The organism is Nostoc foliaceum FACHB-393 (genome assembly GCF_014698505.1).
Taxonomy (GTDB): Bacteria; Cyanobacteriota; Cyanobacteriia; order Cyanobacteriales; family Nostocaceae; genus Nostoc; species Nostoc foliaceum_A.
On the sequence record NZ_JACJTD010000004.1, the window covers coordinates 243,003 to 266,715 of the forward strand.

A 23,713-nucleotide genomic window follows, 5' to 3' on the forward strand; every position below is an offset into this window, starting at 1 on the left:
TTGTTAAGTTAAAAACTTTTACCAGTGACAATTATAAAAAATTATACTTCAGTTATGGTGTATATAGGCAATGACATTTACTAATAAACCAAACGGGTTGCAGCAAAGCTTAGATCAAGAAAGTTTACTGCACCGGATGATAAAACAGATCAGGCGATCGCTCGACCTCCAAGAGATATTAACGACTACCGTTAGCCAAGTGCGTTTATTTTTGGGTGCAGATCGGGTAAAAATATATCGTTTTGATACTGATGGTACCGGTGAAGTCATTGCTGAATCTATCCATGAGCAACGTCTGCCATCCTTATTGGGGCAGCGCTTCCCATCTGATGATATTCCACAAGAAGCTAGGGAGATGTTTCTTTTAGCACAGCAACGTTCGATTGTGGATGTGGCAAACGGGAAGATCGGGTTATCGCCTCTACAGTCAAAAGAAACAGGCAAACGTCTACAAACTAATATCTACTATCGGCAGGTAGACCCGTGCCATATTCAATACCTAAAGGCAATGGGCGTGCAGTCTTCGTTGGTAGTGCCAATTTTAGATTGTGATCCACAAGAACAATCGGCAAAGCCTAAATTATGGGGATTGTTAGTATCTCACCAAAGTGAACCGCGAAATATTTTGAAGCGAGAACTAAAAGTATTGCAGCAAGTAGCTGACCAGGTAGCGATCGCGATCGCTCAAAGTAATCTACTCACCGCAGCCCGCGCCAAGCAAGAGCGAGAAGCTACTATTAACCGAGTTACCACACTATTGCATAAACTGCCGACAATCCAATTGCAGGGAGCGTTAGAAGAAGTTATTACTGCCTTCAATGGAGTAGGTGGCAGGCTTTACATTGAACAGAGTCTGGAACTATACACCTGGGGCGACCAACCGACACTCCCCTACGAGTTAGATAACAGTATTATCGAACAGCATCCCATGTGGCAAAACTGGATGGCTGAGTGTAAAGAAGGTAATATTTGGGCAATATCTGACCTCTATAAAGAACCACGTTTGCGAGTTTTGGCTTTAGCATTCCGTTCTACTCAAATTCGCGGAGTCATGGTGATTCCCCTACATTACCGAGAAAAATTTATTGGTGTATTAAGCATTTTTCGGTCTGAATTTGAAACGGAAATTTTGTGGGCGGGACGATGTGAACAAAACCGGCGACAACTGCTACCCCAGCTTTCCTTTGAGGTTTGGCGAGAGCAAAAAAAGGGGCAAGCGCCTGAGTGGAAGCCGGAAGACATCTCATTAGGGCAAGCTTTGTACGATCATTTCTCAATGGCAATTCAGCAACAGCAAATGTATAAACAGGTACAAGCCCTGAATAGCAACCTAGAACTGCGGGTGCAAGAGCAAACTTATGAACTCGAAAAATCATTACTCTTTACTAAACTACTCAAACAAGTTACAGAGCATATTCGCCGCACATTAGACTTGCAAACAACTCTGCAATCCATCGTTCGGGAAGTTCGTCCCCTGCTAAACTCAGACCGGGTGCTGATTTTCCATCTGAAGAGTAAATCGGTGATTGTGGAAGAGATTAATGGCAATTGGCAGTCAGTTTTGGGAGTGAATGCGCCACCGGAATGCTTTCCTGATGAGTATACCCATCTATATTATCAGGGCAGGGTACGGGCAATTAACAACGTTTCCGCAACTTCTTTAAGTGAATGTCATCGAGAGTTTTTGCAGAGTCTGCAAGTACAAGCAAACTTAATAGTTCCGATTAATATAGGTATGGAACTATGGGGGTTATTAATAGCCCATGAGTGTGAAGCTCCCAGAGATTGGCAGGATGCAGAAATTGATTTATTGCAACAATTAGGAGATCAGGCTGCGATCGCTATTCAACAAGCGCAACTCTACGAACAAACCTGTGATGCCGAAACTGAAGCCAGAAATCAAGCTGCACAGTTAGAGCATACCCTACATGAACTCCAAGAAACACAGACAAGATTAATTCATACCGAAAAAATGTCCGGCTTAGGACAGTTGGTTGCGGGTGTCGCCCACGAAATCAACAACCCCGTTAACTTCATCTACGGTAATCTCTGTCACGCCAGTGACTACACCGAACAACTGCTAGAAATTTTACGTCTTTACCAGCTACACTATCCGCACCCTCATAGTGAAATTAGCGCCGCGATCGAAGCGATCGATTTTGAATTTTTGGTAGAAGACCTCCCAAAAATCATGACCTCAATGCAAGTAGGAACCGAGCGCATCCGCTCAATAGTGCTGTCGTTACGCAATTTTTCTCGCTTGGATGAGTCTGACAACAAGCGCGTTGACATACATGAAGGCATTGACAACACCTTGTTAATTTTGCAACATCGGTTGAAAGCTAATTCTGAATTTCCAGGCATTGAGGTAATCAAAGACTATGGCAACATCCCACGGGTGGAATGCTATGCCGGCCAAATGAATCAGGTATTCATGAATATTCTTAGCAATGCCATAGATGCCCTGGTAATGGGGAATGGGAACTGGGAAATGGGAACTGGGGACAAGGAGAATAACCCAGGCCCAATGCCTAATATCCACATTTCCACTAAAATCTCAACAGACAACTCTCGTCTGTTAATTCGTTTTAGTGACAATGGGCCTGGAATGACTGAAGAGGTGAAAAAGCGAATTTTTGACCCATTTTACACTACCAAACCTGTGGGCAAGGGTACAGGGCTAGGACTGGCAATCAGCTATCAGATTATTGTCGAAAAACATGGTGGAATAATGGAGTGCATTTCAGAACCTGGCAAAGGTACAGAGTTCTGGATTGAAATTCCCGTTAAACCTCCAGCCAAAATTAATAGTCAACCAAACGTAGAGGAGCAGGGGGAGGAACCCCATGTCTAAAACCAATTTGCATTAACTTGGCTCTAGATGATGGCACTAATACCACGCAAATCGATTTTTCAGAATATTACAAAATGTTAGTTTCAAAACTTAAAATTTGAATTAGTAATTACTGAATTCATCCCAAAGTGTGATGATAAAACTTTTAACAATAGGCTAAAGAAAAGATTTATAAACTATATAGGGCGTGCAGTATATTGACTTGGATTAAATTGGATTAAAAATGCATCAAAAGTAAAGTTTAGTTTCAAAAAAAATCCCTCCCATCCAGAAGTGATAATCTAATAATTGAAGCTACAAAACAAGCTTCCCTGGCAGATATAACAGCTGCGTTTGAAATGTAGTAAGAGGTAAAAGACGCTGTTTAACTTACATCTGTCTCGTAAAAAGACAACAACACCCAACGCGAAAACTGCTATTTCCTCAAATATGGGAGATTAGGGGGCGCTGTAACTGATTTTTATTACTTGTTTACACAAGTGATGAAAGTTAGTACATCCCTGGCTAGTATAAACAATGAGAGGGGATAGTTCAGCGAGTAGAAGTTTGGGTGTTGTTGTGTTTAAAGATAAGTCTGAGATAGAGCTTCTTCTTGGTGTAAGATTATACGAAGTTGAATAGCGAGAAACAGTTTAAATAGCGCCTTATGTCAATTATTGCGCTCAGAGCGTGGTATCTACAGGATTACGAACCGATTCCAGAACTGGAAAAACGTCCGCCAGACATTCGCTTAAGCAAAAAAAGCCTGCTGAGATCAGCATTGCGAGCAGACTTTTTGGAAGAAAGCGACGAAGTTAAGAAATCAACTTGGTTTGGTCGCTATCTGGAAGGGGAAAATATTGAATTTTATATTGAAGGTAGTGGTGGCTATAGTGTCGCTAACATTGACTTAATTAGTCATGAAATTTATTTCACTAAGCAGGCGGTGTTGGCTCAGTTAGAACCAACAATTTTTTTGTGCTATCAAACTGAGTATGCCGCAGCCACGAATGTTTTGAGAGAAGAACTGCGAAAAAGTTTAGACAATTTAAACTTGCGATCGCGCCTTCCTCTAACATTAGTAGAATCCTCTCGCCCTAGTGGTGCACCTGTACGGATTAACCGCACGATCATGCGGAAAATCCGTAAGAGTTTGTTATTTATCGCTGACACCACGCCCATCGCTAGTATTGATGGTAAAGAAGCCCCCCAATTAATTCCCAGTCCAAATGTCTGTATTGAGATTGGCTATGCCATCCAAAGTAAGCGGTCTGAACAGATTCTACTAGCGCACATGCAACGCCCAGACTTTGAAGGGCAATTTCCCTTCGACTTACCGACGCAGCAAATTTTGCAATTCCAAGACACCACAGAACTAAATAAAATCCTGACAGGGACGATTCAAAACCAGCTAGCCCGATTCAAATTGTTTTTTTGAGCAATCCGCGATCTCACTCAAAATAAACGAACCGGTTTATCTTCTAGCCCAGAAGTAATCGAACTCACCCGATCAACCACAGAAATCATGTATTTATAATCTGGTACTTGTCCATTGGGTACATACCCCACTTCTTGAGCCAAAGCTGAAGGCGCATCGCTCATTACTTTGCGGATGAACTCTTGACGGTTACGTTCTACATTAGGCCCAATCAAGACTACACCTAATGGTACATAGTGAGGGTCTTTAAATAGGATGCGGAATTCGGTTGGGGCCAACTGTGAACCGTAGAGAGCCAATTCCGCCTCCGAGACAGCACAGGCGATCGCTTTTCCTTGAGCCACCAATTCTAAAGCGGCTTTGGGCGTGGGTGCAAATAAGATATCAGCTAGTGTTGTACCATAAAGATTGTAAAGTGGAAAATAATATCCTGTTGCTGAACCTAACTGACCTAAAGCTAATGTTTGACCTTGCAGCTGTTTCAACTCGGTGATCGGACTTTCTTTGCGAACAACGAAGATTGAGCGCAAATTATTAATACCTATTAAAGGAAATAAGGGAATATATTGGTAGCGTGCGATCGCAATAGCGGCTAAACCCGGTGGAGCAAATACCAATGACCAAGCACGAGCCTCAAGGCGCTCAATGGCTTTGTTTTCATTAAAAGCAGGCTCTAGCTGAATATATGCATTTGTTTTTTCACCCAAGTAACTATTGAATTTAGCATATTGGTTAATTATCTGTTCGCCTCCACCATAATTAATAACACCAACAGTTAACGTGCCCTCAAACTGCTTTCGTGGTTGGCAGGCGGTAAATGTCAAACCTAGCAGATGAAACAGAAATAAACGACGGGGAAATAGCAAAAACATCACTAATTATGGTTAAGGAAATAACTGGGCTTTCAGGATTAATTTAGATAATTTTTACTGCCGCCTAAATAGGTTATATTGCAGCAAATAATTAACATTTATTTAAATATTGTTGAGATGCTTTCTAACAAGTATAAATAAATATTAGACAAACTCAGAGACAACCTTCGTTGGTTAGGTTATGTTAAACAACTTTACGTTAAAAAACTTAAAAATAGGTGCTAAATTTAACTTACTTTTAATATTAGTTTTCATAGTTAGTATTTTGGGAAGTGGCATTGCCTTATCCAGTGTACTTCAGGGGAGAGCGCAAAATGAAGTAACTTCTCAAGCGCAGATTCTCATCCAAATGGTGAACGCGGTTAGAAACTATACACAGAATCGGATCGATCCCTTGTTAGCACCTACACTAGAAACCAACCCAACGTTCATGCCGGAAATAGTACCAACTTTTTCTTCTAAAGAGGTTTTTGAAAATTTTCGGAAAAAGCCTGAATATAAAAACTTTTTTCATAAGGATGCAACACTTAATCCAACTAATTTAGCGGATAAAGCTGATAATTTTGAAACTCAACTTGTAGAGCGTTTTCGCAACGAACCTAATACTTTAGAAATTACAGGCTTTCGTAACTTGTCAGAAAACGAAGTATTTTACATTGCGCGACCACTAAAGATTACACAGCAGCAATGTCTGCGGTGTCATTCTACACCAGATCAGGCTCCTAAGAGTCAGTTGGCAACTTATGGCTCGGAAAATGGTTTTGGCTGGCAACTCAATCAGATTGTTTCTGCCCAAATAATCTCTGTTCCTTCTGAAGAGATTTTTGCTAATGCCAAACGGACTTGGATATTGATAATGGCACTTTTAATTGCTATCTTTGCGATCGTAGTTTTCTTAATTAACTTTTTAATCAAAAAGTACGTGATTCAGCGCATCAGAAGAATAGAGAAAATCGCTCAAAAAGTTAGCATTGGTGATATGAGCGCTGATTTTGAAGAAAGTTCTAATGATGAAATTGGCGGTTTAGCAGAAGCATTTAATCGGATGAAAGCTAGCTTAAAAATAGCTATGGAGATGTTGAATAACCAGAGCTAAGAATTAATTCGTAATTCGTAATTCGTAATTCGTAATGACGCTCTTGCTAGCTTGGTTCCCCGCAGGGGTAATACCAATTCACAAAAATCCTGATACATACATATAGATTTCTCGGAGGGGCATGGCAATGCCATGCCCTTACCAGCGTATTTGTACCATTATTAAAGTAAAATGGTATAAGCGGATTCCTTCGCACTACGTTAACGTAATTCGTAATTTATGGATAGAAAAATGCAATAAAAAATTATGAAAGTAGGCGCTGCTGAAATTGCAAAGCTTTTTGAGAATCGGGAATTTGTGATGCTAAAATTTTTACAAATTCTGCACGAGAAACTTGTCCAGAAGACCTCACAGCTTTTTGAACTAGGAACTTAGCTATTGGGCCAATTAAATCAGCTAACTCTCGCTCACACTGATTCACAAAACTATCGCTGATTGCTTGAGGTTCTTGACTTGGTAAATTATTGAACTTTATTTCAGATTTAACAGTAAGTTCCTGTAGTAGAGTAGGTTTTTCTAAAAGGAATATTGTTTTCTTCTTAAAATCCATTTGTTGATTTACTCTAAGATGAAGCGCCAATTGACTAATCAATTCTTCGCAGTTGGGCGCTGATGCCGCAACTTGTCGTAGTAATCTTGAGGCCACGGGGCCAACAAATTCCAAAAGAATTGTTTCCAACCGACTGTAATTTTCTGGAGACAGAATAGAAGCAGGCGGATACCCAATTGAGTTTTGTTGAGAAAGTGAAGCTTGAGGCGGTTGTGTAGAAAATGATGGTTGAAGTGATTGTTCTTCTACTCTAGTATCGAGATGTTTCAGCAGCCCTAGAACTTCAGCAGCAGACTGATAGCGCTGTTTAAAGTGGTGTAGCACCATCTTTGATAGCACAGATGCCAACTCAGAACTGACGTTAGCTTGATGCTGCCAATAAATTTCTCCTGTATCTGGGTCTTCCTCAAAGTTTATAGGATGTAACCCTGTCAGCGATTGAATAGCAATAATGCCCAAAGAATAAATATCGCTGTTGGGGCGGGGCTTGCCTTGCCCCTGTTCTGTAGACATATATCCTGGGGTACCAATGATAATAGTAGCCCCCGTGCGCCCTGGAACTGTAAGCAGTTGAGTTTGGACTTGTTTGACTGCGCCAAAGTCAATCAGCACTAACTTGCCGTCTTGTTGCCGCCTGATTATATTGTCCGGCTTGATATCTCGATGGATAACGTTGTGGCTGTGAATAAATTGCAGAATACCCAAGACCTGTTGGAGCAGTTGAATTACTTTCTCTTCTGTCCAAGGTTGATTGGGGAACAGTTCCGCTTTTAGAGTATGCCCTTCAATGAACTCTTGCACCAAGAAGAACTCTTGATTGTCTTCAAAATAAGCTAAAAGCCGAGGTATCTGGTCATGATTACCCAATAGTTCTAGTGTTTCTGCCTCACTAGTAAATAGCCGTCTAGCAGTTTCGAGAAATTCAGGGCTACGAGTGACGGGCTTGAGGTGTTTGACAACGCATTTCGGGAAACCTGGGCGATGGGTATCTTGGGCAACGTAGGTTTGACCGAATCCACCTCCACCTAAGACTTGAAGGACTTGGTAACGTCCGTCTAATAATTGTCCTAACATTGTGTCACTTGCCTAAGTCCTCAAATTAATCTTGGCACAACTACCAGCTTTGGCAAGGTTTGGTGAGAAAGAAAGTAGATAGTGCTGAAATTTCAAGCTTTTTCGAGGATTCTACTACAAGTTCATGACTCCCTAAACTCCATCTCGGCTTGCTGCCTGCCATATTATTGTTGAAGCTTTAATTCCTCGGAAAACGGCAATACTGCAACTTTTGAAGTACTTGCTGGTTCAGAGACTGCGGTAACTTCTCTCTGTGCAGTTTTATTTACAAAGTAAGTGATTCCTCTAAAGCTCAATTTATAGGCTACTTGTGGTAGAGTAGCTTCCGCCACTTTGGATTTTGGATCAACACGATAGGTAATGCCACGGTACATCAGATTATGATCTGGCACAAATGGCTGTTCTACTTTTCTGCTGCCAACTTTGTTTAGGTCATATTCGTAGCTCAAACCACGATAGTAAAGTTTCATAATTTTTGCCTCCTGATTAACTGTTGTTCAACAATGCCAATGACTTATCAGAAGTTGATTGGAGAGTTATGCAACAGCTCAAGTCAACTTACACTTTTTAAGGAACTGGTTAAAGGATTAGCCGTCTAGAGTGAAGAGTCATTGGGTATGGGGCATTGGGCATGGGCTATTGGTTATTCTCTTTGTCCCCCTGCTCCCGTATGCTTACCCTTTTCATTCGGGGGTTACGTGGTTAACAATGGGTTGAATGTTTTTCAAATGATTCAATCTTATGGCTAGAACTCCAAATGAATATGCCGTATACCTCCTACTGGAAAGCGGCCACCGAGAAGAAGTACGTTTTCCTACGATTCAAGAGTTTCAGAAGTGGTATAGCGGCGAACTTGTGCCAAAGTCTGCTTCTAATGACTTTATTAGCGTGCCGATCAAAAATATTCAAGGGGAATATATGGTAATACGCCCTTCTCGGATCGTGGCAATCCGGGTAGAACCAGTTTTTAGTTCCAGTGTTGAAAGATTCAACTAAATGATGAGAAAAACCCTTGCTTTGTTTTCCTTTAGTCTGGGAATTGCCCTTGTAAACCCTCTCTGGTCGGTTGTTGCTCAAGTTCCTAACTTTCTGCCGTTGCCAGTACCGACTACTCCTGATCTCCCGGCTCTACCAGTACCAACTACTCCTGATGTAACGCCGCCGCTAAAACCAATCGCTATCGGAAGCGATTGTGCGCTCCAGCAGACTTGCTTGGGTTGGGATGAGCAAATTTGGGGTCAAAGAGGTAAAACCGGTGATCGCAAAGCGCTGTTGGCTTCCATTGATAACAGTCTGCTTTATCTAACAAAGAAAGAGGCGATCGCAGCATATCAAAATTATCCAGTTGAGGGAATTACCCTTGAGCGCGTCCGCCGAAGTTTGATACGTTTTCGCCAACTAGTTGTCAGTTCTAAGTCAGCAGCGCAATTACAAGCCGCTGTTCGCCGAGAGTTTGTCTTTTACCAGTCTGTAGGCAACGATGGCAAGGGTACTGTTAAGTTCACTGCTTACTACGAACCTATTTATACTGCTAGCCGTGTCAGGACTGCCACATATAAGTATCCCCTTTATCGGCTACCATCTGATTTCAGCCAATGGCCAAAACCCCACCCAAAACGAATTGATTTGGAAGGAAAGGATGGTTTACTAGGGAATAAGAGCCAGTTGCGTGGTTTAGAAATGCTTTGGTTTCGCGATCGCCTAGACGCATACATGGTACATATCCAAGGTTCTGCCCAAATTAAATTAACTAATGGCAAAACAACATCCATTGGCTATGCAGGTGGAACTGATTACCCTTGGACTAGCATCGGCAAAGAACTAGCGAAAGATGGCAAACTTCCACTGGAAGGATTAACAATGCCACGTCTGATTAGTTATTTCCGGGGAAAACCCCAAGAGTTGAGCAATTACCTGCCACGCTGGGAACGATTTGTTTTCTTCCAAGAAACAAGCGGTAGACCAGCGACTGGTAGTATTCATGTACCAGTGACAGCAGAACGTTCCATTGCTACAGATAAGTCTCTCATGCCTCCAGGAGCGCTAGCGCTGATTTATAACTCATTTCCCTATCCTGTCAGTGGTGGCAAACTAGAGAGGCGTACTGTCAGCCGCTTTGTACTTGACCAGGATACAGGAAGCGCCATCAAGGGCCCAGGACGGGTGGATTATTTTATGGGGTCTGGTAAACTAGCAGGCGATCGCGCTGGTATCACAGGCGGTAATGGTTCACTATATTATTTGCTGCTCAAGGAATAGGTATTGGGTATTGGGCACAAGGGGCAAATAGTCAGAGGAGAAACACTTACTACAACTTCCCCTCTGCCTCCTATGCTCCCCCATTCCCCACTTCCTACTGAGTGGGTCAATCCAGACCTCAACCAACCTTTCTACAGAAGCCTTAAGCAGAATTATTCAATAGCAGAACGTTCAAACACTACTGAGAGATTATTTGCTGGCATTTGGTAAATCTGTTTCAAAATCAAATGTTCTGCCTTAGCTGCTGCCACTACATCATCCAAGTTACGTACACCCCATTCTTGGTTTTGGGCGCGTAAATATTCGTCAAAAGCTGCATTACTCGCTGCTGTATGTTCGTTACCTTGTTTAAAAGGCCCATATAAATAGAGAATACCTCCTGCTGCTAAGATCCGACCTGCCCCTGCCATTAGTCCTAGACAGGCTGACCACGGTGAAATGTGAATCATATTAATATTGACGATGGCGACAATTGGCGAAATATTAAGCCACTGAGTCACTGCTCCTTTCTCCACTGCCCAAACTGGTTCTCTGGCATCTAGCTCAAGCGGTGGACAAACGTTATTACATCCAATGGTTGAGTCGATGGAGAGTATTATCTCTCGCACCTCTCGGTTAGATCCGTGCTTGCAGTAGGGTAGGTAGCCAGCGAGTTACCAGTATTGGCACTTTTCCAACCACCCCCCTCCAAACTACGCATGACCGTTTCCGTATCACGTAGCTTTCCAGTAATCAAAACGTTTGAGAGCTTCACCATCGTAGCGTCCGTATTGGATTTTCTCGTGACACTGACGACAAACCACGAGGGCTTTTCGTTTACGTGCTGACATTTTGACCATCCATTCTGGACGTTCTTTACATCCATGAGGCTTAATGTCTGCTAGTTTGCGGATATGGTGGACTTCAATATTATCCGTTGCCCCGCAAATTTCACATTTTTGGGCTAAAAGACGTTGAACGACTTCACTACGCCCGTTCCAGATATGATTAGCCAGGTTATCGTCTATTTTGACCCACTTATTCCATCGCAAACAGACACCACCAAAATGAGTTATCAAAGGCTTATTGTTATCGCGCTCCATTGTAATTTGTAATACCTTGTAAGTACCACCTTTGGTATCAATAGTTGTGCGATACTGTCTGTAAATTTTCTGGCATGTAGTTTTAAACTTCTTTGCCAAAGTTTTTACTAAAGAAAGCTCCATAACTCGTTTCAGTAAGGAGAAAGTGTGGAGGTTGTAAGCCATGCGGTAATACTGGACTAATCCTCGATATTCCGCTTGATACTGGCTAACTATGCTGTAGGCATTATCGTTGACTCTTTGCGTCAGGTGTATAGGCTTCCCAGAGCGCATATATTTAACACAATGGTCTTTAATTACGCTTTTTGGAACCCGAAGACCCACACTACCGTTGATACATCTTTGACCACGATGGTCATGCTTATCATCGGCGTGTAGTATGTGGATTTCATAACCCAGGAATTTAGCAGCTTCGTCCCTTGCATGGGTAACGAGCGTCTTTTCTTCACTGAGTTCCAGTTTTAAAGAGTCACGTAGAAACGTAGCAATTTTCTGTTTGATTTCCACAGCTTCAGATTTTGAGCCTACTACTCCTAACAGAAAATCATCGGCATACCTTGTATACCAAAGGCGACGAAAGTTTGGGTCATTGGGGTCACGGGACGGAATCGATTGTGCCTGTTGGCTCAGTTGACGCGCTTCTGACAAATTTCCTACTTTTCGTGCTTTGGCTGCTGCTTTGGTCAGCACATTGTACGGTGGGAAAACACTCCTTCGTTGACCTCGTGTGTATGCTGGTATTAATTCCTGTTCGACGTATTTGTCCAATTTGTCTAGCACCAGATTGGAAAGTATTGGGCTTACAACTGCACCCTGCGGAACCCCGCTATAAGTGGAATTGTATTTCCAATTTTCTAAATACCCTGCATCCAGCAGTCCCTTGATTAGTCGAATAAAGCGATTGTCGTGGATTTTATCTTGTAGTATTTTTAACAGGATAAAATGGTCTATTCTGTCAAAACACGCGCTGATATCTCCTTCGATAAACCACTTAGTAGCTCGACCTTTCTGGGTAATTTCTTTCAGTGCTGTATGACATCCGCGTTGGGGTCGAAAACCGTGAGAGTGTTCGCTAAACTGAGGCTCATAGTAGGCTTCTAGTATGGATCGAATTGCTTCTTGAAGTAATTTATCTGACCAGGAAGGCATACCAAGAGGTCTTAATTTACCGTTCTTCTTGGGGATGTAAATACGTCGCACTGGTGTCCATCTATATCGCTCATATCTCAGAGCCTCAATGATGGTATTAATTTTCTCCAGGGACATCCCATCCACTGTTTCCAGCGTAGCGCCTGGTGTCATTGCACCTGCGTTGCTGTTTAGCTTGGCGTAGGCGCGTAGGTACAAATCTGGGTTATATAGCAGTCGATACACGTTTTCTACTGGCAACCCACGTTGTCCGCGCTCACGTATGATGTTCAGTATCGTTTCGGCTGTTCGCATCTCGCGTACCTCTCGATTTCTGTTACATCTAATTACCTGTGACACTTCGCCCTGTAAACGGTTCTCCCGTTTTCCTTGGTGGGGCGATACTCCCACGACTACTATTGTCACTCCGTCACCATAGGACTCGCGTCCTTTAGGCAATCCCATGTTCCGTCACTGATGAACGTATAAAGAACGACTTAGGTTCCTACTCATATCCTTGAATGAGTTCATTACTCATCGCTTATCGGTCAGGGTGTACCATTAACGAAAGTTGATTTAATGGCTACCGATAACATCGGTGTACGGACGTGCTACCGAAGGATGTGCGGTTCCACCGCAGGATATTAGGGTTTAAGCAGTTTGGCTTTAACCATATCGTTCAGGCGTTGCGGAACCGTAACATACACGTCTTCTGTTACTTTCCGCTTTACGAACATGCTCTTGTCCCCTCGCTCTTTCGAGTCTAGGTAAGTTGTTCGCCTTGGAGTCGATTACCCCAAACTCCAGCCAACTGTGTTGGCAATTCTATCAGTGCGTACCACGGCGCACACTTTCACTGCACACGGCTCCCGATGTTCTTAGCTTGCGCTTTTGCTCATGTGTTTGTAATCGTGGCAACTCTCATGAATTGCTTCAAGATTATTTTTCTTCCAGTTGGCGTGATTCCCGTCGATGTGATGTAGGTGAACCCGTTCCTCATCGATGAATTTTAGGCCGCAGGATGCACATTTATGGTTTTGCTTCTTAAGAGCTTTAGAGGTTTCGCCGTCATAGAGCTTACTGTTACGTTCGCTCCAGTAGGCTGTATCTCCGTCGTAGGGTGATTTAGTTCCTTTGACAGAAATGTGTTTGTTTTCGGAGTAGGGAACTTTTGGAAACGCTTTATCTATCAGTTTTCTGCTAGAGTGGCGTGTCTGTTTTGCTTCCTTGTTGAATACCGTGTAAGCTCTGTGATCCATGAACCAAAGTGATAACCTTGACCCGTCCATCTTGCAGAACTTATGGTAATTTCTCCAGCCTCTAACTACTGGGGCTAGTTTTTCAGCCTTTGTGGTAGCGCCATAATTCGAGTTGTTGACGATGTGTTTTACTTTCTTACGGAACGCTTTGAAGTTGTCCACTGAGGGATTACATCTAAACTTTCCGTTTTTCTGGACTTTAAAGTGCCAGCCGAGGAAATCAAACCCATCTGTCGCGGCGGTAACTTTGGTTTTCTTTTGGCTTACATTCATTCCGCGTTTGCGGAGAAACTCGCTGATTCTTTCAAGTATCTCTGTTGCATCATCTTCGGGTCGGAGTATAATAACCATGTCATCCGCGTATCGGATTGATGGTTCTTTGATATCCTCTTTTGAGGTTTTATCAGTGATTCTGTGTCCTTGTTTCTGGTATCTGTGTATACTCTCAATCCCGTTGAGCGCAATGTTAGCTAGTAGAGGACTGACCACTCCCCCTTGTGGGGTTCCTTGTTCAGGAAATTCTGGGTTGATTCCTGCCTTGAGGCATCGATATATTCCGAGTTTTAAGCCTTTGGGGGCGATGAGTTCGTCCATTATTGATGAGTGGTTAATCCTATCGAAGCATTTTTCGATATCGAGTTCTATAACTCTTTTATCTATTCCGTTACTTTGTGAGCGTAGGTTGTCAAAGATGTATTTCTGTGCATCATGGGCAGAGCGCCCAGTTCTAAACCCGTAACTCCTGGCGTGGAAGGTGGCTTCGTGTGCTGGCTCTAGTACATATTTTGCAAGGCATTGCCAAGCTCTATCCGCGATGGTAGGTATTTTTAGCATTCTGGTAGTCCCATCCTTCTTGGGGATGGGGATTTCCCGTAGTCCTTGATGCTTCCAATTTCCGCTATTCATTTTCAGTAGTTCTTCAAGGTTGAAGCGTTCTTCAAATGTGAGGGATTTCTTACCATCAATACCCGCCGTCTTTTTGCCAGCGTTTAGCTGAGATACAAGTCTAATTGCAAGAAATCGAGCCGAGGTGGATTTTAAAATAAGCTTTTGGAGTGACCTAGCTTTCCGCTTGTCTCCAACAAGAACCGCTTTGTACACGCGCTTTTGAAGGCGGAAAAGGTTACGGCGGAATTTCTTCCACGGTAGAGCTTTCCAAGATTCACTAGTTTTTACACCGTGTCTAATCATTTTCTCTTCTCTAGTTAGTGTATTCTGAACACCTCGAACCAATTACGGTTCGTCCTACCCGAATTGTGGGGATTCCTCCGCTCGTCTGGGCTACTTGGGGAACGAAAGCCCCTAGACCCACAACTCGTTTTTATTCGTTCCCTCGGAGAGATTGATTGTTCCGTTAGGCGTGGTCAATTCAACTACTGGATTCCCTTGACTCTTTGCCGTTATTAAACGCAGATGCGGCGGGAATTAATTCTCCAGTGAAGTCAGGGATTTTCTGTTGCGCCCTGCTTTGGACTAAGTTGCTTTTATAGACCCGGTTTCACCATAGGAACTCCCTGTTAACGCCAGTGTCAACCCGCAACGGTCGTCTGATTGCGTCCTGTTCCCAGCTTCACTCTACAAGAACCGAGCTTGTTCGGTGTGGGCAGATAAGGAGTCAATTCTGAGTCTGAATGGTAGGACTTTCACCTACATCTGACCGAGAGTTCAGCCTTTAGTGACAGTAATCTGCTGTCGGGCTGGATTAGTTATTTACGGACTGATTACCGTTATTCGCTAATCAACGAATCGCACGTGTTCAGTCCATGCAATAATGCTGGCTCGTAATTCTAAATTTGCATCTGTTGGTAACCACAAATGAGAACTGAGCCTAGACGCAAAAAATACTGCGTGTTCACCAGTGCCACTTGCTATTTCTAAAATAGTGCCACTCTGAGGCAATACCTGCAAAAGTATTTCTAGAATTGGTTCACGGTTGCGCTCAGTTGCTGGTGCATATTGTCGTGCGTCTTGTGTCATCCGTATTGTTTTTAAACATATACTCAATTTATCTTTAGAAATCCGATTTTATCCCTGAACTTACTTGCGTAGGGAGGAAACAGGGAACAGGAAAAAAGGGAATAGACATCTACTGAGTTTTTTCAAAAATCAAATATTAGTCAGATTGCAGTTATCCAAAATCAAAAATGTTAGTGATAATTCATCTTCTTAATATCCAACGCCTAAAATCAAGTATTTCTATTCTCTGGCAATAACAATATCGTTAGATTTAATGACTGCATAAGCTTCTTTTCCCTCAGATAGTTCCAATTCTTCTGCGGAAGCTCTAGTGATAATCGAAGTTAATTCTACTTTATGAATAATTTCCAGAGTCACCTCACTATTAACTGCTCCATAAATAACTCGTTTAACGACACCTTTAAGAATATTCCGAGAGCTAACTTTTAGTGATTTTTTTGGAATACTACTTTCTATGTCAGGCTTTTGAGTGTAGTAGATATCTTCCTGTTCTTCCTGGTGAGTTGGTGGTGATATTGGTGTCGAGGAGTGCTGATTGAGACTACGCACGAGTTCCCGCAGAATCTCAGTCTTGGTGCGTTGAGACTGTTCACAGAACTCCTCCAGGATCTTCCGCTCGTCCTCTGAAGTTTGAAATGTAACCCATCCTTGTTCTTTTCTTGGCATGATAATATTATCAATTTTGGTTATCTTGGTAAAATTCTACCAAGTATCAATTCGATATGTCGTTTTAGTAATAACATTTTTTTTGTCAGGATTTTCGGCATTTTTAGCGAAAATTAATCAACTAATCTCATACAGATAACTACATAAATATTTATTTTTTTGTGGTGCAAAATATTCTGTTACTTGAAAATGTCTAACTGCCACTATCTTTATACCAATAAGGATGGTATACCGTTTATGGTATTTGTTGAGATAGCGATGCCTAGGTTGGGCTACGCCTACGCAGAGGTAATCTGGGCGAAAATTCTAGATGGCGATCGCGTGAGTGCCGTAGGATTATTTAACGTGAGTTCACAGTAGGGGGATGAAACACCTAAAATCTCGTTCTCAAGACCTGCGGAGTTTATTTGAGAACAATATCACTATTGAATACGTGGCAGAACCCCTTAAAGCTATGCCCGCCGATGCGGAAGTGACAGAAGTGCTGCATTGGATGCAGGCACAAAATTTTGATGTTATCGGCGTTGAGACGGGAGATATTATTAGCGGTTATGTAGAACGCTCTAGTTTGATTCAAGGCAAAGAAGGCAAGTGTGTCGACTATCAACGGGTGTTTCATCCAAAAGAGCTAATTGCCATTTCCACCCCACTGATGAAGTTGCTACCCATCCTACAACAAACTCCGCGATTGTTTGTCTTGGACTGCAATCAGGTAAGTGGGATTGTTACCTGTGGCGACTTGCAGAAAGCACCCGCGCGAATGCTACTGTTTGGCTTGGTAACGCTGCTAGAAATGAATCTGCTGCGGCTGGTGCGGATTTACTATCCTCAAGATTCTTGGCAAAAAGTCCTCAAACCTGAACGCTTAGAAGTTGCTCAAAGGCTATGGCGAGAGAGCCAAGAAAGAAACGAAGCTACCGATTTATTAGATTATCTGCAATTCTGTGATAAGCGAGAGTTGATTTTAAATCAACCAGAACTTCTCCAGCAACTGGAACTAAAGTCCAAGCGGTTTGGCGAACGCTTTCTCAAGTCTGCTGAACAGTTGCGAAACCGATTAGCTCATGCCCAAAATTTAGTTAGTGGTTCCTCTTGGACAGAGTTGATTTCTCTAGCAGAGGAGATGGAAACACTGTTAATTCGCTGTGAAGAAGTTGAGTGAATTTTTCAGCATTACACAACATTATTTAACCATTTTGTCAAGTCTGCCACTGCGGAGAAATCTAATAGCGCCTCACTTAAATCCTCTAATTGAGTTAGGGATAATAGCCTTAGCGCGGCTTGTTGAGCGAATCACTTACTTGAGTGCCCGTATAATTGGGAACCCAACCTTCTGCAATCGCAAAATAGCGTACCCCTTTGAAATTCAACGATGCAGTCGGGCTGCACCAATGCTCAACGCCGGCGGGGATATAGAGATAGTCTTGTGCCTGAACTAAAAGCTGTACTTGGCTGCCATCAGGTCGCACGAAGCCATAGATCATTTCTCCTGCCAACACATAGAGGGGTTCAGCGCCAGGATGAGTATGGTAACGCCCGTAGGTTGCTATCAGATGGTGAAGATTAAAGGAACCTGGATGCACATTTAGCAAGTCACACCAGAGAGCGCCATTTTCTTGCTGAATAAATTCAAAGACGCTGTTATGGAGTTCTACACAATAACGTTTCTCGGACTCAGTTAAAAAGTCCTGGTCTAGCAGATTGGGAAAGAGAAGCGATGTTCCTGGGTCATAGTGTCTGAGTTCAATGCCAAGAGGGGCAAGCTCACGAGCTATTTCGCCTAAATCGCTCTCAATCGTACCGTCGTCAAGTAGTAGGTTAGCCATGACAAAAAGACTAATTAACTGTTAAGAAGAGTATACTCAACTTTGAGCTTAAAAGTCACTATTTCCGATTGATAAGCCGGGGTTTAATTTCCTGGAGACATCTTGTTAACTCACTCTCAATCCTCATTCACCAAGGCGGCGGGAAGCCCACTTCTTCTCTACGAGACGCTGTGCGAACAAGGGGTGTCCGAGATAGCCGCCCCGCCGCCGTTAACTGATGACTGATGACTGTTAACCGTCAACCGTCATCAGTCAACGTGAAACAGCCCTACCTTTGAGGGGTGGAATGAGCTTAAAGAAGAAATTTATCGCCAGAATGATGTTCATTGGTACCAATAGCATCTAAGCTAGTACGGGTGAACTATATCTAGCATGGAATGTCTGACTTAATTCTGTTTTGGCATCGGCGCGATTTACGCATTTCTGACAATACGGGGCTGGCTGCGGCAAAACGGCAGAGTCCGAAAGTGGTGGGCGTGTTTTGCCTTGATCCGCATATTCTGGAACGAGATGATGTTGCTCCTGTAAGAGTAACTTATATGATTGGCTGTTTGCAGAAACTCCAAGAGAGATATGCTGAAGTTGGTAGCCAGTTGTTAATCCTCCACGCTGATCCTGTACAAGCGATACCAGCTTTAGCAGAGGCAATAAATGCCAAAGCTGTTTTTTGGAATTGGGATGTAGAACCTTATTCGCAAGAACGTGATCGCGCCGTTATAAATGCCCTCAAAGAAAAAGGCATTCAGTTTCTTAACCAAAACTGGGATCAAATCCTTACCTCCCCAGATGAGATCCGCACGGGAGGTAATCAACCTTATACGGTTTACACCCCCTTCTGGAAAAATTGGATTACCAAACCGAAAGCGAACCCAGTAGAAACTCTGCAAAATGTTGAGGGGTTAACAGATGCTGAACAAGAAATTGCTCAACTTGCAGGAGCCTTGACACTACCTTCAGCTAAAGATTTAGGATTTATTTGGGATGAACAATTGATTATTTCACCGGGAGAGGCGGCGGCGCAAGAACGGCTAGAGGAATTTACTAATAAAGCTATTACTGAATACCAAGAACAGCGGAATTTCCCCGCAGTGGACGGAACATCGCAACTGAGTGCAGCTTTGAAATTTGGCGTAATTGGCATTCGCACCGTTTGGCAAGCCACGATAGAAGCACTGGAAAACAGCCGCAGTGAGGAAACAGCAGTTAATATTCGCACATGGCAACAGGAATTAGCTTGGCGGGAGTTTTATCAACATGCAATGTATAACTTCCCCGAATTAGCTGATGGTGCTTTCCGTGACACCTTTAAGAACTTTCCTTGGGAAACTAACGAAGAACACTTCCAAGCTTGGTGTGAGGGGAGAACAGGCTACCCCATTGTGGATGCAGCAATGCGTCAGATGAATGAAAGTGGCTGGATGCATAACCGTTGTCGAATGATTGTCGCCAGTTTCCTCACTAAAGACTTGCTAATTAATCCCCAATTGGGAGAAAAATACTTTATGCAGCACCTGATTGATGGAGATTTATCTGCCAATAATGGTGGTTGGCAATGGAGTGCTTCTAGCGGCATGGATCCCAAGCCTGTGAGGATTTTTAACCCAGCTAGTCAAACACAAAAATTTGATCCAGAGGGAGAATATATTCGGCAATGGGTATCAGAATTGCGATCTGTAGATACAGAATATTTAGTTACTGGTAAAATTCCACCTTTAGAACGTCATGCTGTTGGCTATCCTGACCCAATTGTCGATCATAAAATCCAACAACAGCAGTTTAAACAGCGTTATCAACAACAAAAAACCCTTAGTAGTGGTGAGTAAAATTGTGGGTTTTTTAATGTTTCTTCCTTAAAAATGTTCGTAGTCAGGACTGAAGTCTTGATTTTGTCATTGTCTGCAAGACCAAAATTTTAAGTATTTATACTTTATTTTGGCAAGAGATGCGTGTAGCAATATTCCCAAAGGGATATGCCAAAATCTTTTGGTGCAAGTGATCGCAACTAGATGGAAATGACCAAGCTTTCAGCCTAGTTTGCATAATTTCGGATACATTACCGCAAATGCGCTGATACTTTATTTTCCCCTCTTCATAAATTCCGCAAAAACACCGTTACGCTATTTGTGCTTGTGATCAAAACTTAGAGCATCCAGTTTATTAGGGCGTGTTTATGACCAACCCTGTAACGACGGTTATCCAAGTCAATCTGGAGATGGCTCTAGAAGTAGCTCAAGAATTGGAGCAAGCTCCATACACTCAACTCAGTACTTATTGTTTAGAGATATTAAGGGAGATAGGATGCCCTGGTACTGAACTCCCAGTTAACTTACAAACTCGCGATCAGCAGCTAAACTTTATCACTGGCTTTGCATCTTATGCATTTGGGGAGGTACAAAGTGTATAAAACATTAATTGAAGATATCTTCTATGATCCAGAAGAGGCAGAAGAAACTACTTTTCCCGCCACCGATAAAGATTTATTAATTTTAACAGAAAAGTTTTTAGGGTTTGAAATTCCTTCAAAGGTTTTCTTACAAGCTATAGCCATTGCTGATTACGATGGTGCAGCTGCTTTCCGCTACGTTGATAATTATTTGACTACCCTCAAAAATAAGAATAAACATAAGCATAAGAAATTACTTGTGTTAGGAGCTTCGACTAGGTTTGAGAATAATTAACGTGGTTCTTCACAAGCTAACCCTGAACCAATACGATTTAGATAAGATATTTTGCACGACCGATGTAGAGACGTTGCATTACAAGGTCTCTACAGAGATTTGTCCTACACCGATAAGAAAGAACAATTAAAATTTATCGGTATCTGAGGCTGGGTTCTTTATTAGAGCAAGCATTTTTCTGTGTGTGCTAATTACGAATTAGTCCCAAGACAAACTTGTTCATAGCTTTTACCAGCGATATCCCAAGTGAATTCAGTTTCTACCAGTTGTCTACCGTTGTGAGACAATTCTGAACGCAGATGTGGACGATCAAATAGTTGACTAATAGCGGTGATGTACTCTGTCGGTTTATTCGCTCGTAATGCTCGTAATGATTGACTAGAACCATCTACGGCTAATCCTTCTAAGCCGCGATCGCTTGCCACTACAGGTATACCAGCTGCCATTGCCTCTAAAGTTTTATTTTTAATGCCAAACCCAGTCCGCATGGGTACAACACAGATGGTTGCTTGATGTAAATATTCTACCATCGAAGGTACACGCCCAATCACATTAATTCCTGGTCTTTTATCGAGTGCTAAAACTTCTGGTACCGGATGAGAACCGACAATATCAAAAGTTGTATCAGGATAAATTTTTTGAATTTCTGGCAAAACTTGGTTGCTGAAAAAGCAGACAGCATCAATGTTTGCCAAATTATCCATTGCACCGATAAAAATTAAGCGATGTCCTCCTGGATCGGTGGTACGGTTGGGGAAAGAAACTAAATCTACGCCATTGGGAATAACTGTAATTTCACTATTAGGGTTAAATTCCTGTAGTTGAATTTTATCTTCTTCTGTTGTTGCGACAATTGCCGAAAATTTAGCACAGTAGCTTTGTTCATAACGATGCAAAAGTGGGAGATTAATTTTGTCTCTGAGGGAATTTTCTGAAATACCCGTTGCTAGTTGGTTCCGACAGGTAGCGTAAACAGAACTATGAACATTAACTATGGTTTTTAGCTGTTTCTGAAAATGCGATTGTACATAAATTTCATTGACGCTATGTTCGCAGGTAATCACATCACATTTTCCCGCTTCCACCCAGTTATTAATCCAAGTTTGCATCTCAAGTGAGTAGCGGTTGAATACACTTGGTGGTGTCCCCTGTTGTAAAAATCTACCAAATCGCTGTATTTTCTGGAATATTCCGGTGGTTCCATAATCTGGCGGGCGTTCAAAAATGGCTAGATGATCCACACAATCGCGTAATCCTGCTATTTCTGCATCTGTAAGATCACCCTCGCGTTGAGTAGCAAGAGTAACAGTATGCCGTTGACTCAGGTATTTAAGTAAATTAAATGTCCTAACTTGGGTTCCCCCGCGTGTTGGTGGGTAGGGAAAGGTGGAAGATAGCATTAAAATGTTCATACAAGTGATGAATCAAATGTGATATATACACCATGACCTCATTGGAGGCTGTATGTCATCATTTAACTCATCCCACGGCTACGAAAACATCGCAAGTCTTTCCGACATGCTCTCGCCTTCCCTCGTTTTCTTGAATTGCCGTGGGGAAACCGATTAGTCATTGGTACTAATGACTAAATCGGCGGGTGGCTATCCCGAACACCCTTTGAAGGGATGGGATTCCCGCCGATTTTCGTTAGAAGTCTCTTACCAGACAGTTTGCGATCGCTCTTGTACAACTTGCTGATATACTTCTTCAGTTTGCTTGGCTAGTTTCGGCCAGCTAAAGCGTCGCTCTAAATCTTTATAAGCATTATCCACCAGCCATTGCCGATATCCTGGATTTTTCAACACTTCCAAAATTCCCCAAGCTAAAGAATCGGGATTGTTCACCCAAGTGACAATGCCTGTTTTGGTATGTTGCACCACTTCGGGAAAACCACCAGTATCAGAAACTACTACAGGTACACGAGAGGCAAAGCTTTCTAAAGCTACAATTCCAAAGGGTTCGTAAAGACTAGGAAAAACGGCACAGTCAGCGACAGTTTGGAATTTATCTAAGTATTCATCGGAGAGAAAACCCGTAAAATAGCAATGATGCCAAATTCCTAAATCCCAGGCTTGGCGCTTGAGATGGTCAGTATTACCACCACCAACGATCACAAATTTCACGTTACCTCCCATTTGGGACAGTATTTTGGGTGCAGCATTAAGTAATACAGGTACACCCTTTTCGTAAGTCATGCGACCGAGGTAGTAAACGATTTTCTCCTCGTCTGCGGCGAATTGGCGGCGAAAATCCAGAGCATGGAAATCTACGTGATGTTGTTTCTTTTCGGCTCGGATACCGTTATAAATGACATCGATTTTGTCCCAAGGACTTTGTAGTGCTCGTCCTAGTTCTTGGCGCATATAGTCGCTACAGACGATAATCCGCCAAGCGTTGAAAGCTAGCAAGTTTTCTTTGCCATTAATATAGCCTTGGATGTCTGTGTGAATACCGTTATAGCGTCCGTATTCTGTAGCGTGAATTGTGGCAATTAGTGGTATTTTAAAATTATGCTTGAGAGCGATCGCAGCATCTCCTACCAACCAATCATGGGCATGAATTAAATCAAAAGGCCCTTCCTCTAAAATCAACTTCCCACCATGATCTCCCATACTCAGGTTGAGATTGACTACCCAGTGGAAAAAGTCATTACTATGTGCCACTGGCACCCGATGCACCTTTACTCCCTCAACCACCTCATACATCGATGCCTGACCAAACTCCGCTGTAATCAGGTGGACTTCATGCCCTAGCTTTACTAGTTCTGGGTACAACTCCGCTACATGCCGCGCAATTCCCCCAACAATCCTCGGCGGAAACTCCCAACTCAGTACCAGTATCTTCATCTGCTAGACTCCCCAACACTTTACAAATATCTAAAAAACTACATTTACCTAAAAATACAAGGGTGGCAAATGCAGTGAGTATGTTTACTAAAATTTTGAGATTTTTTAACAGTGATTTTGTTAAAGCTT

General features: G+C 42.6%; 18 protein-coding genes and 3 pseudogenes. 9 read left to right on the forward strand and 12 right to left on the reverse strand.

Features of this window, described 5'->3' with window-relative positions; genetic code table 11:
- Positions 1-70 precede the first annotated feature (70 nt).
- Together H6G92_RS06285 and H6G92_RS06290 are read left to right on the forward strand one after the other, a co-directional pair.
- Positions 71-2,854 (forward strand): GAF domain-containing sensor histidine kinase, encoded by a 2,784-nt coding sequence (locus H6G92_RS06285; RefSeq protein WP_190891902.1) that lies wholly within the window; start codon positions 71-73, stop codon positions 2,852-2,854.
- Between the two features lie 646 nt (positions 2,855-3,500).
- Entirely contained in the window at positions 3,501-4,271 is a 771-nt protein-coding gene (locus H6G92_RS06290; RefSeq protein WP_190891904.1) for a hypothetical protein, read from the forward strand.
- A gap of 17 nt (positions 4,272-4,288) precedes the next feature.
- On the opposite strand, the gene H6G92_RS06295 is transcribed toward H6G92_RS06290, so the two are convergent.
- On the reverse strand, positions 4,289-5,143 hold the full coding sequence (locus H6G92_RS06295) for a phosphate/phosphite/phosphonate ABC transporter substrate-binding protein (RefSeq protein ID WP_190891906.1): 855 nt from the start codon (positions 5,141-5,143) through the stop codon (positions 4,289-4,291).
- Between the two features lie 181 nt (positions 5,144-5,324).
- On the opposite strand from H6G92_RS06295, the gene H6G92_RS06300 reads away from it, so the two are divergent.
- Complete coding sequence (locus tag H6G92_RS06300; protein WP_190891908.1) at positions 5,325-6,239, forward strand: Tll0287-like domain-containing protein; 915 nt, start codon at positions 5,325-5,327, stop codon at positions 6,237-6,239.
- A gap of 244 nt (positions 6,240-6,483) precedes the next feature.
- Here the strand turns inward: H6G92_RS06300 and H6G92_RS06305 are convergent, their stop codons facing one another.
- Positions 6,484-7,863, reverse strand: coding sequence for a serine/threonine-protein kinase (locus H6G92_RS06305; protein WP_190891910.1), 1,380 nt, complete (start codon positions 7,861-7,863; stop codon positions 6,484-6,486).
- 164 nt (positions 7,864-8,027) lie between these two features.
- A complete protein-coding gene (locus H6G92_RS06310; protein WP_190891912.1) occupies positions 8,028-8,333 on the reverse strand; it encodes a DUF4278 domain-containing protein in 306 nt (101 codons plus the stop codon).
- 271 nt (positions 8,334-8,604) lie between these two features.
- On the opposite strand from H6G92_RS06310, the gene H6G92_RS06315 reads away from it, so the two are divergent.
- Both H6G92_RS06315 and mltA read left to right on the forward strand, forming a co-directional pair.
- Complete coding sequence (locus H6G92_RS06315; RefSeq protein ID WP_190891914.1) at positions 8,605-8,859, forward strand: hypothetical protein; 255 nt, start codon at positions 8,605-8,607, stop codon at positions 8,857-8,859.
- Positions 8,860-8,862: 3 nt separating this feature from the next.
- Entirely contained in the window at positions 8,863-10,122 is a 1,260-nt protein-coding gene (mltA, locus tag H6G92_RS06320) for a murein transglycosylase A (protein ID WP_190892006.1), read from the forward strand.
- Between the two features lie 152 nt (positions 10,123-10,274).
- Here the strand turns inward: mltA and H6G92_RS06325 are convergent.
- From H6G92_RS06325 to H6G92_RS06345, 5 genes and pseudogenes are all read right to left on the reverse strand, one after another.
- A pseudogene (locus tag H6G92_RS06325) lies at positions 10,275-10,739 on the reverse strand (DUF938 domain-containing protein); the annotation flags it as partial.
- Between the two features lie 96 nt (positions 10,740-10,835).
- Entirely contained in the window at positions 10,836-12,797 is a 1,962-nt protein-coding gene (locus H6G92_RS06330) for a reverse transcriptase/maturase family protein (protein ID WP_199344710.1), read from the reverse strand.
- A gap of 413 nt (positions 12,798-13,210) precedes the next feature.
- A complete protein-coding gene (locus H6G92_RS06335; protein ID WP_190891916.1) occupies positions 13,211-14,782 on the reverse strand; it encodes a group II intron reverse transcriptase/maturase in 1,572 nt (523 codons plus the stop codon).
- Positions 14,783-15,346: 564 nt separating this feature from the next.
- A pseudogene (locus tag H6G92_RS06340) lies at positions 15,347-15,568 on the reverse strand (DUF938 domain-containing protein); the annotation flags it as partial.
- A gap of 219 nt (positions 15,569-15,787) precedes the next feature.
- Complete coding sequence (locus H6G92_RS06345) at positions 15,788-16,234, reverse strand: TOBE domain-containing protein (RefSeq protein ID WP_190891918.1); 447 nt, start codon at positions 16,232-16,234, stop codon at positions 15,788-15,790.
- A 364-nt stretch (positions 16,235-16,598) separates the two neighbouring features.
- Between H6G92_RS06345 and H6G92_RS06350 the strand changes: the two genes are divergently transcribed.
- Complete coding sequence (locus H6G92_RS06350) at positions 16,599-17,396, forward strand: hypothetical protein (protein WP_190891920.1); 798 nt, start codon at positions 16,599-16,601, stop codon at positions 17,394-17,396.
- Positions 17,397-17,407: 11 nt separating this feature from the next.
- Here the strand turns inward: H6G92_RS06350 and H6G92_RS41055 are convergent.
- A pseudogene (locus tag H6G92_RS41055) lies at positions 17,408-17,473 on the reverse strand (hypothetical protein); the annotation flags it as partial.
- 32 nt (positions 17,474-17,505) lie between these two features.
- Positions 17,506-18,060 carry a 1,2-dihydroxy-3-keto-5-methylthiopentene dioxygenase gene (locus H6G92_RS06360; RefSeq protein ID WP_190891922.1) on the reverse strand — a complete coding sequence of 185 codons (555 nt, stop codon included), beginning with the start codon at positions 18,058-18,060 and terminating at the stop codon, positions 17,506-17,508.
- A 377-nt stretch (positions 18,061-18,437) separates the two neighbouring features.
- Here H6G92_RS06360 and H6G92_RS06365 point away from each other — a divergent pair, with 377 nt between their 5' ends.
- The 3 genes from H6G92_RS06365 to H6G92_RS06375 all read left to right on the forward strand — a co-directional run bounded on the left by H6G92_RS06365 (position 18,438) and on the right by H6G92_RS06375 (position 20,738).
- The gene (locus tag H6G92_RS06365; protein WP_190891924.1) at positions 18,438-19,883 is read left to right on the forward strand and encodes a deoxyribodipyrimidine photo-lyase, 8-HDF type; all 1,446 of its coding nucleotides are present in this window, start codon (positions 18,438-18,440) and stop codon (positions 19,881-19,883) included.
- Between the two features lie 347 nt (positions 19,884-20,230).
- Complete coding sequence (locus H6G92_RS06370; protein ID WP_190891926.1) at positions 20,231-20,464, forward strand: hypothetical protein; 234 nt, start codon at positions 20,231-20,233, stop codon at positions 20,462-20,464.
- A complete protein-coding gene (locus H6G92_RS06375) occupies positions 20,457-20,738 on the forward strand; it encodes a hypothetical protein (protein ID WP_190891928.1) in 282 nt (93 codons plus the stop codon). Before H6G92_RS06370 ends, H6G92_RS06375 begins: the two co-directional genes overlap by 8 nt.
- A 191-nt stretch (positions 20,739-20,929) precedes the next feature.
- On the opposite strand, the gene H6G92_RS06380 is transcribed toward H6G92_RS06375, so the two are convergent.
- A complete protein-coding gene (locus tag H6G92_RS06380; protein WP_190891931.1) occupies positions 20,930-22,150 on the reverse strand; it encodes a glycosyltransferase family 4 protein in 1,221 nt (406 codons plus the stop codon).
- Between the two features lie 246 nt (positions 22,151-22,396).
- Positions 22,397-23,584 carry a glycosyltransferase family 4 protein gene (locus tag H6G92_RS06385; protein ID WP_190891933.1) on the reverse strand — a complete coding sequence of 396 codons (1,188 nt, stop codon included), beginning with the start codon at positions 23,582-23,584 and terminating at the stop codon, positions 22,397-22,399.
- Positions 23,585-23,713: the final 129 nt, after the last annotated feature.

What these genes read in the sequence shown, in the direction of transcription:
- H6G92_RS06350 (WP_190891920.1), top strand. Translation starts at nt 16,599, where the DNA reads ATGAAACACCTAAAATCTCGTTCTCAAGACCTGCGGAGTTTATTTGAG.
- mltA (WP_190892006.1), top strand. Translation starts at nt 8,863, where the DNA reads ATGAGAAAAACCCTTGCTTTGTTTTCCTTTAGTCTGGGAATTGCCCTT.
- H6G92_RS06330 (WP_199344710.1), bottom strand. Translation starts at nt 12,797, where the DNA reads ATGGGATTGCCTAAAGGACGCGAGTCCTATGGTGACGGAGTGACAATA.
- H6G92_RS06370 (WP_190891926.1), top strand. Translation starts at nt 20,231, where the DNA reads ATGACCAACCCTGTAACGACGGTTATCCAAGTCAATCTGGAGATGGCT.
- H6G92_RS06380 (WP_190891931.1), bottom strand. Translation starts at nt 22,150, where the DNA reads ATGAACATTTTAATGCTATCTTCCACCTTTCCCTACCCACCAACACGC.
- H6G92_RS06285 (WP_190891902.1), top strand. Translation starts at nt 71, where the DNA reads ATGACATTTACTAATAAACCAAACGGGTTGCAGCAAAGCTTAGATCAA.
- H6G92_RS06315 (WP_190891914.1), top strand. Translation starts at nt 8,605, where the DNA reads ATGGCTAGAACTCCAAATGAATATGCCGTATACCTCCTACTGGAAAGC.
- H6G92_RS06290 (WP_190891904.1), top strand. Translation starts at nt 3,501, where the DNA reads ATGTCAATTATTGCGCTCAGAGCGTGGTATCTACAGGATTACGAACCG.
- H6G92_RS06365 (WP_190891924.1), top strand. Translation starts at nt 18,438, where the DNA reads ATGTCTGACTTAATTCTGTTTTGGCATCGGCGCGATTTACGCATTTCT.
- H6G92_RS06360 (WP_190891922.1), bottom strand. Translation starts at nt 18,060, where the DNA reads ATGGCTAACCTACTACTTGACGACGGTACGATTGAGAGCGATTTAGGC.
- H6G92_RS06385 (WP_190891933.1), bottom strand. Translation starts at nt 23,584, where the DNA reads ATGAAGATACTGGTACTGAGTTGGGAGTTTCCGCCGAGGATTGTTGGG.
- H6G92_RS06300 (WP_190891908.1), top strand. Translation starts at nt 5,325, where the DNA reads ATGTTAAACAACTTTACGTTAAAAAACTTAAAAATAGGTGCTAAATTT.
- H6G92_RS06345 (WP_190891918.1), bottom strand. Translation starts at nt 16,234, where the DNA reads ATGCCAAGAAAAGAACAAGGATGGGTTACATTTCAAACTTCAGAGGAC.
- H6G92_RS06305 (WP_190891910.1), bottom strand. Translation starts at nt 7,863, where the DNA reads ATGTTAGGACAATTATTAGACGGACGTTACCAAGTCCTTCAAGTCTTA.
- H6G92_RS06310 (WP_190891912.1), bottom strand. Translation starts at nt 8,333, where the DNA reads ATGAAACTTTACTATCGTGGTTTGAGCTACGAATATGACCTAAACAAA.
- H6G92_RS06295 (WP_190891906.1), bottom strand. Translation starts at nt 5,143, where the DNA reads ATGTTTTTGCTATTTCCCCGTCGTTTATTTCTGTTTCATCTGCTAGGT.
- H6G92_RS06335 (WP_190891916.1), bottom strand. Translation starts at nt 14,782, where the DNA reads ATGATTAGACACGGTGTAAAAACTAGTGAATCTTGGAAAGCTCTACCG.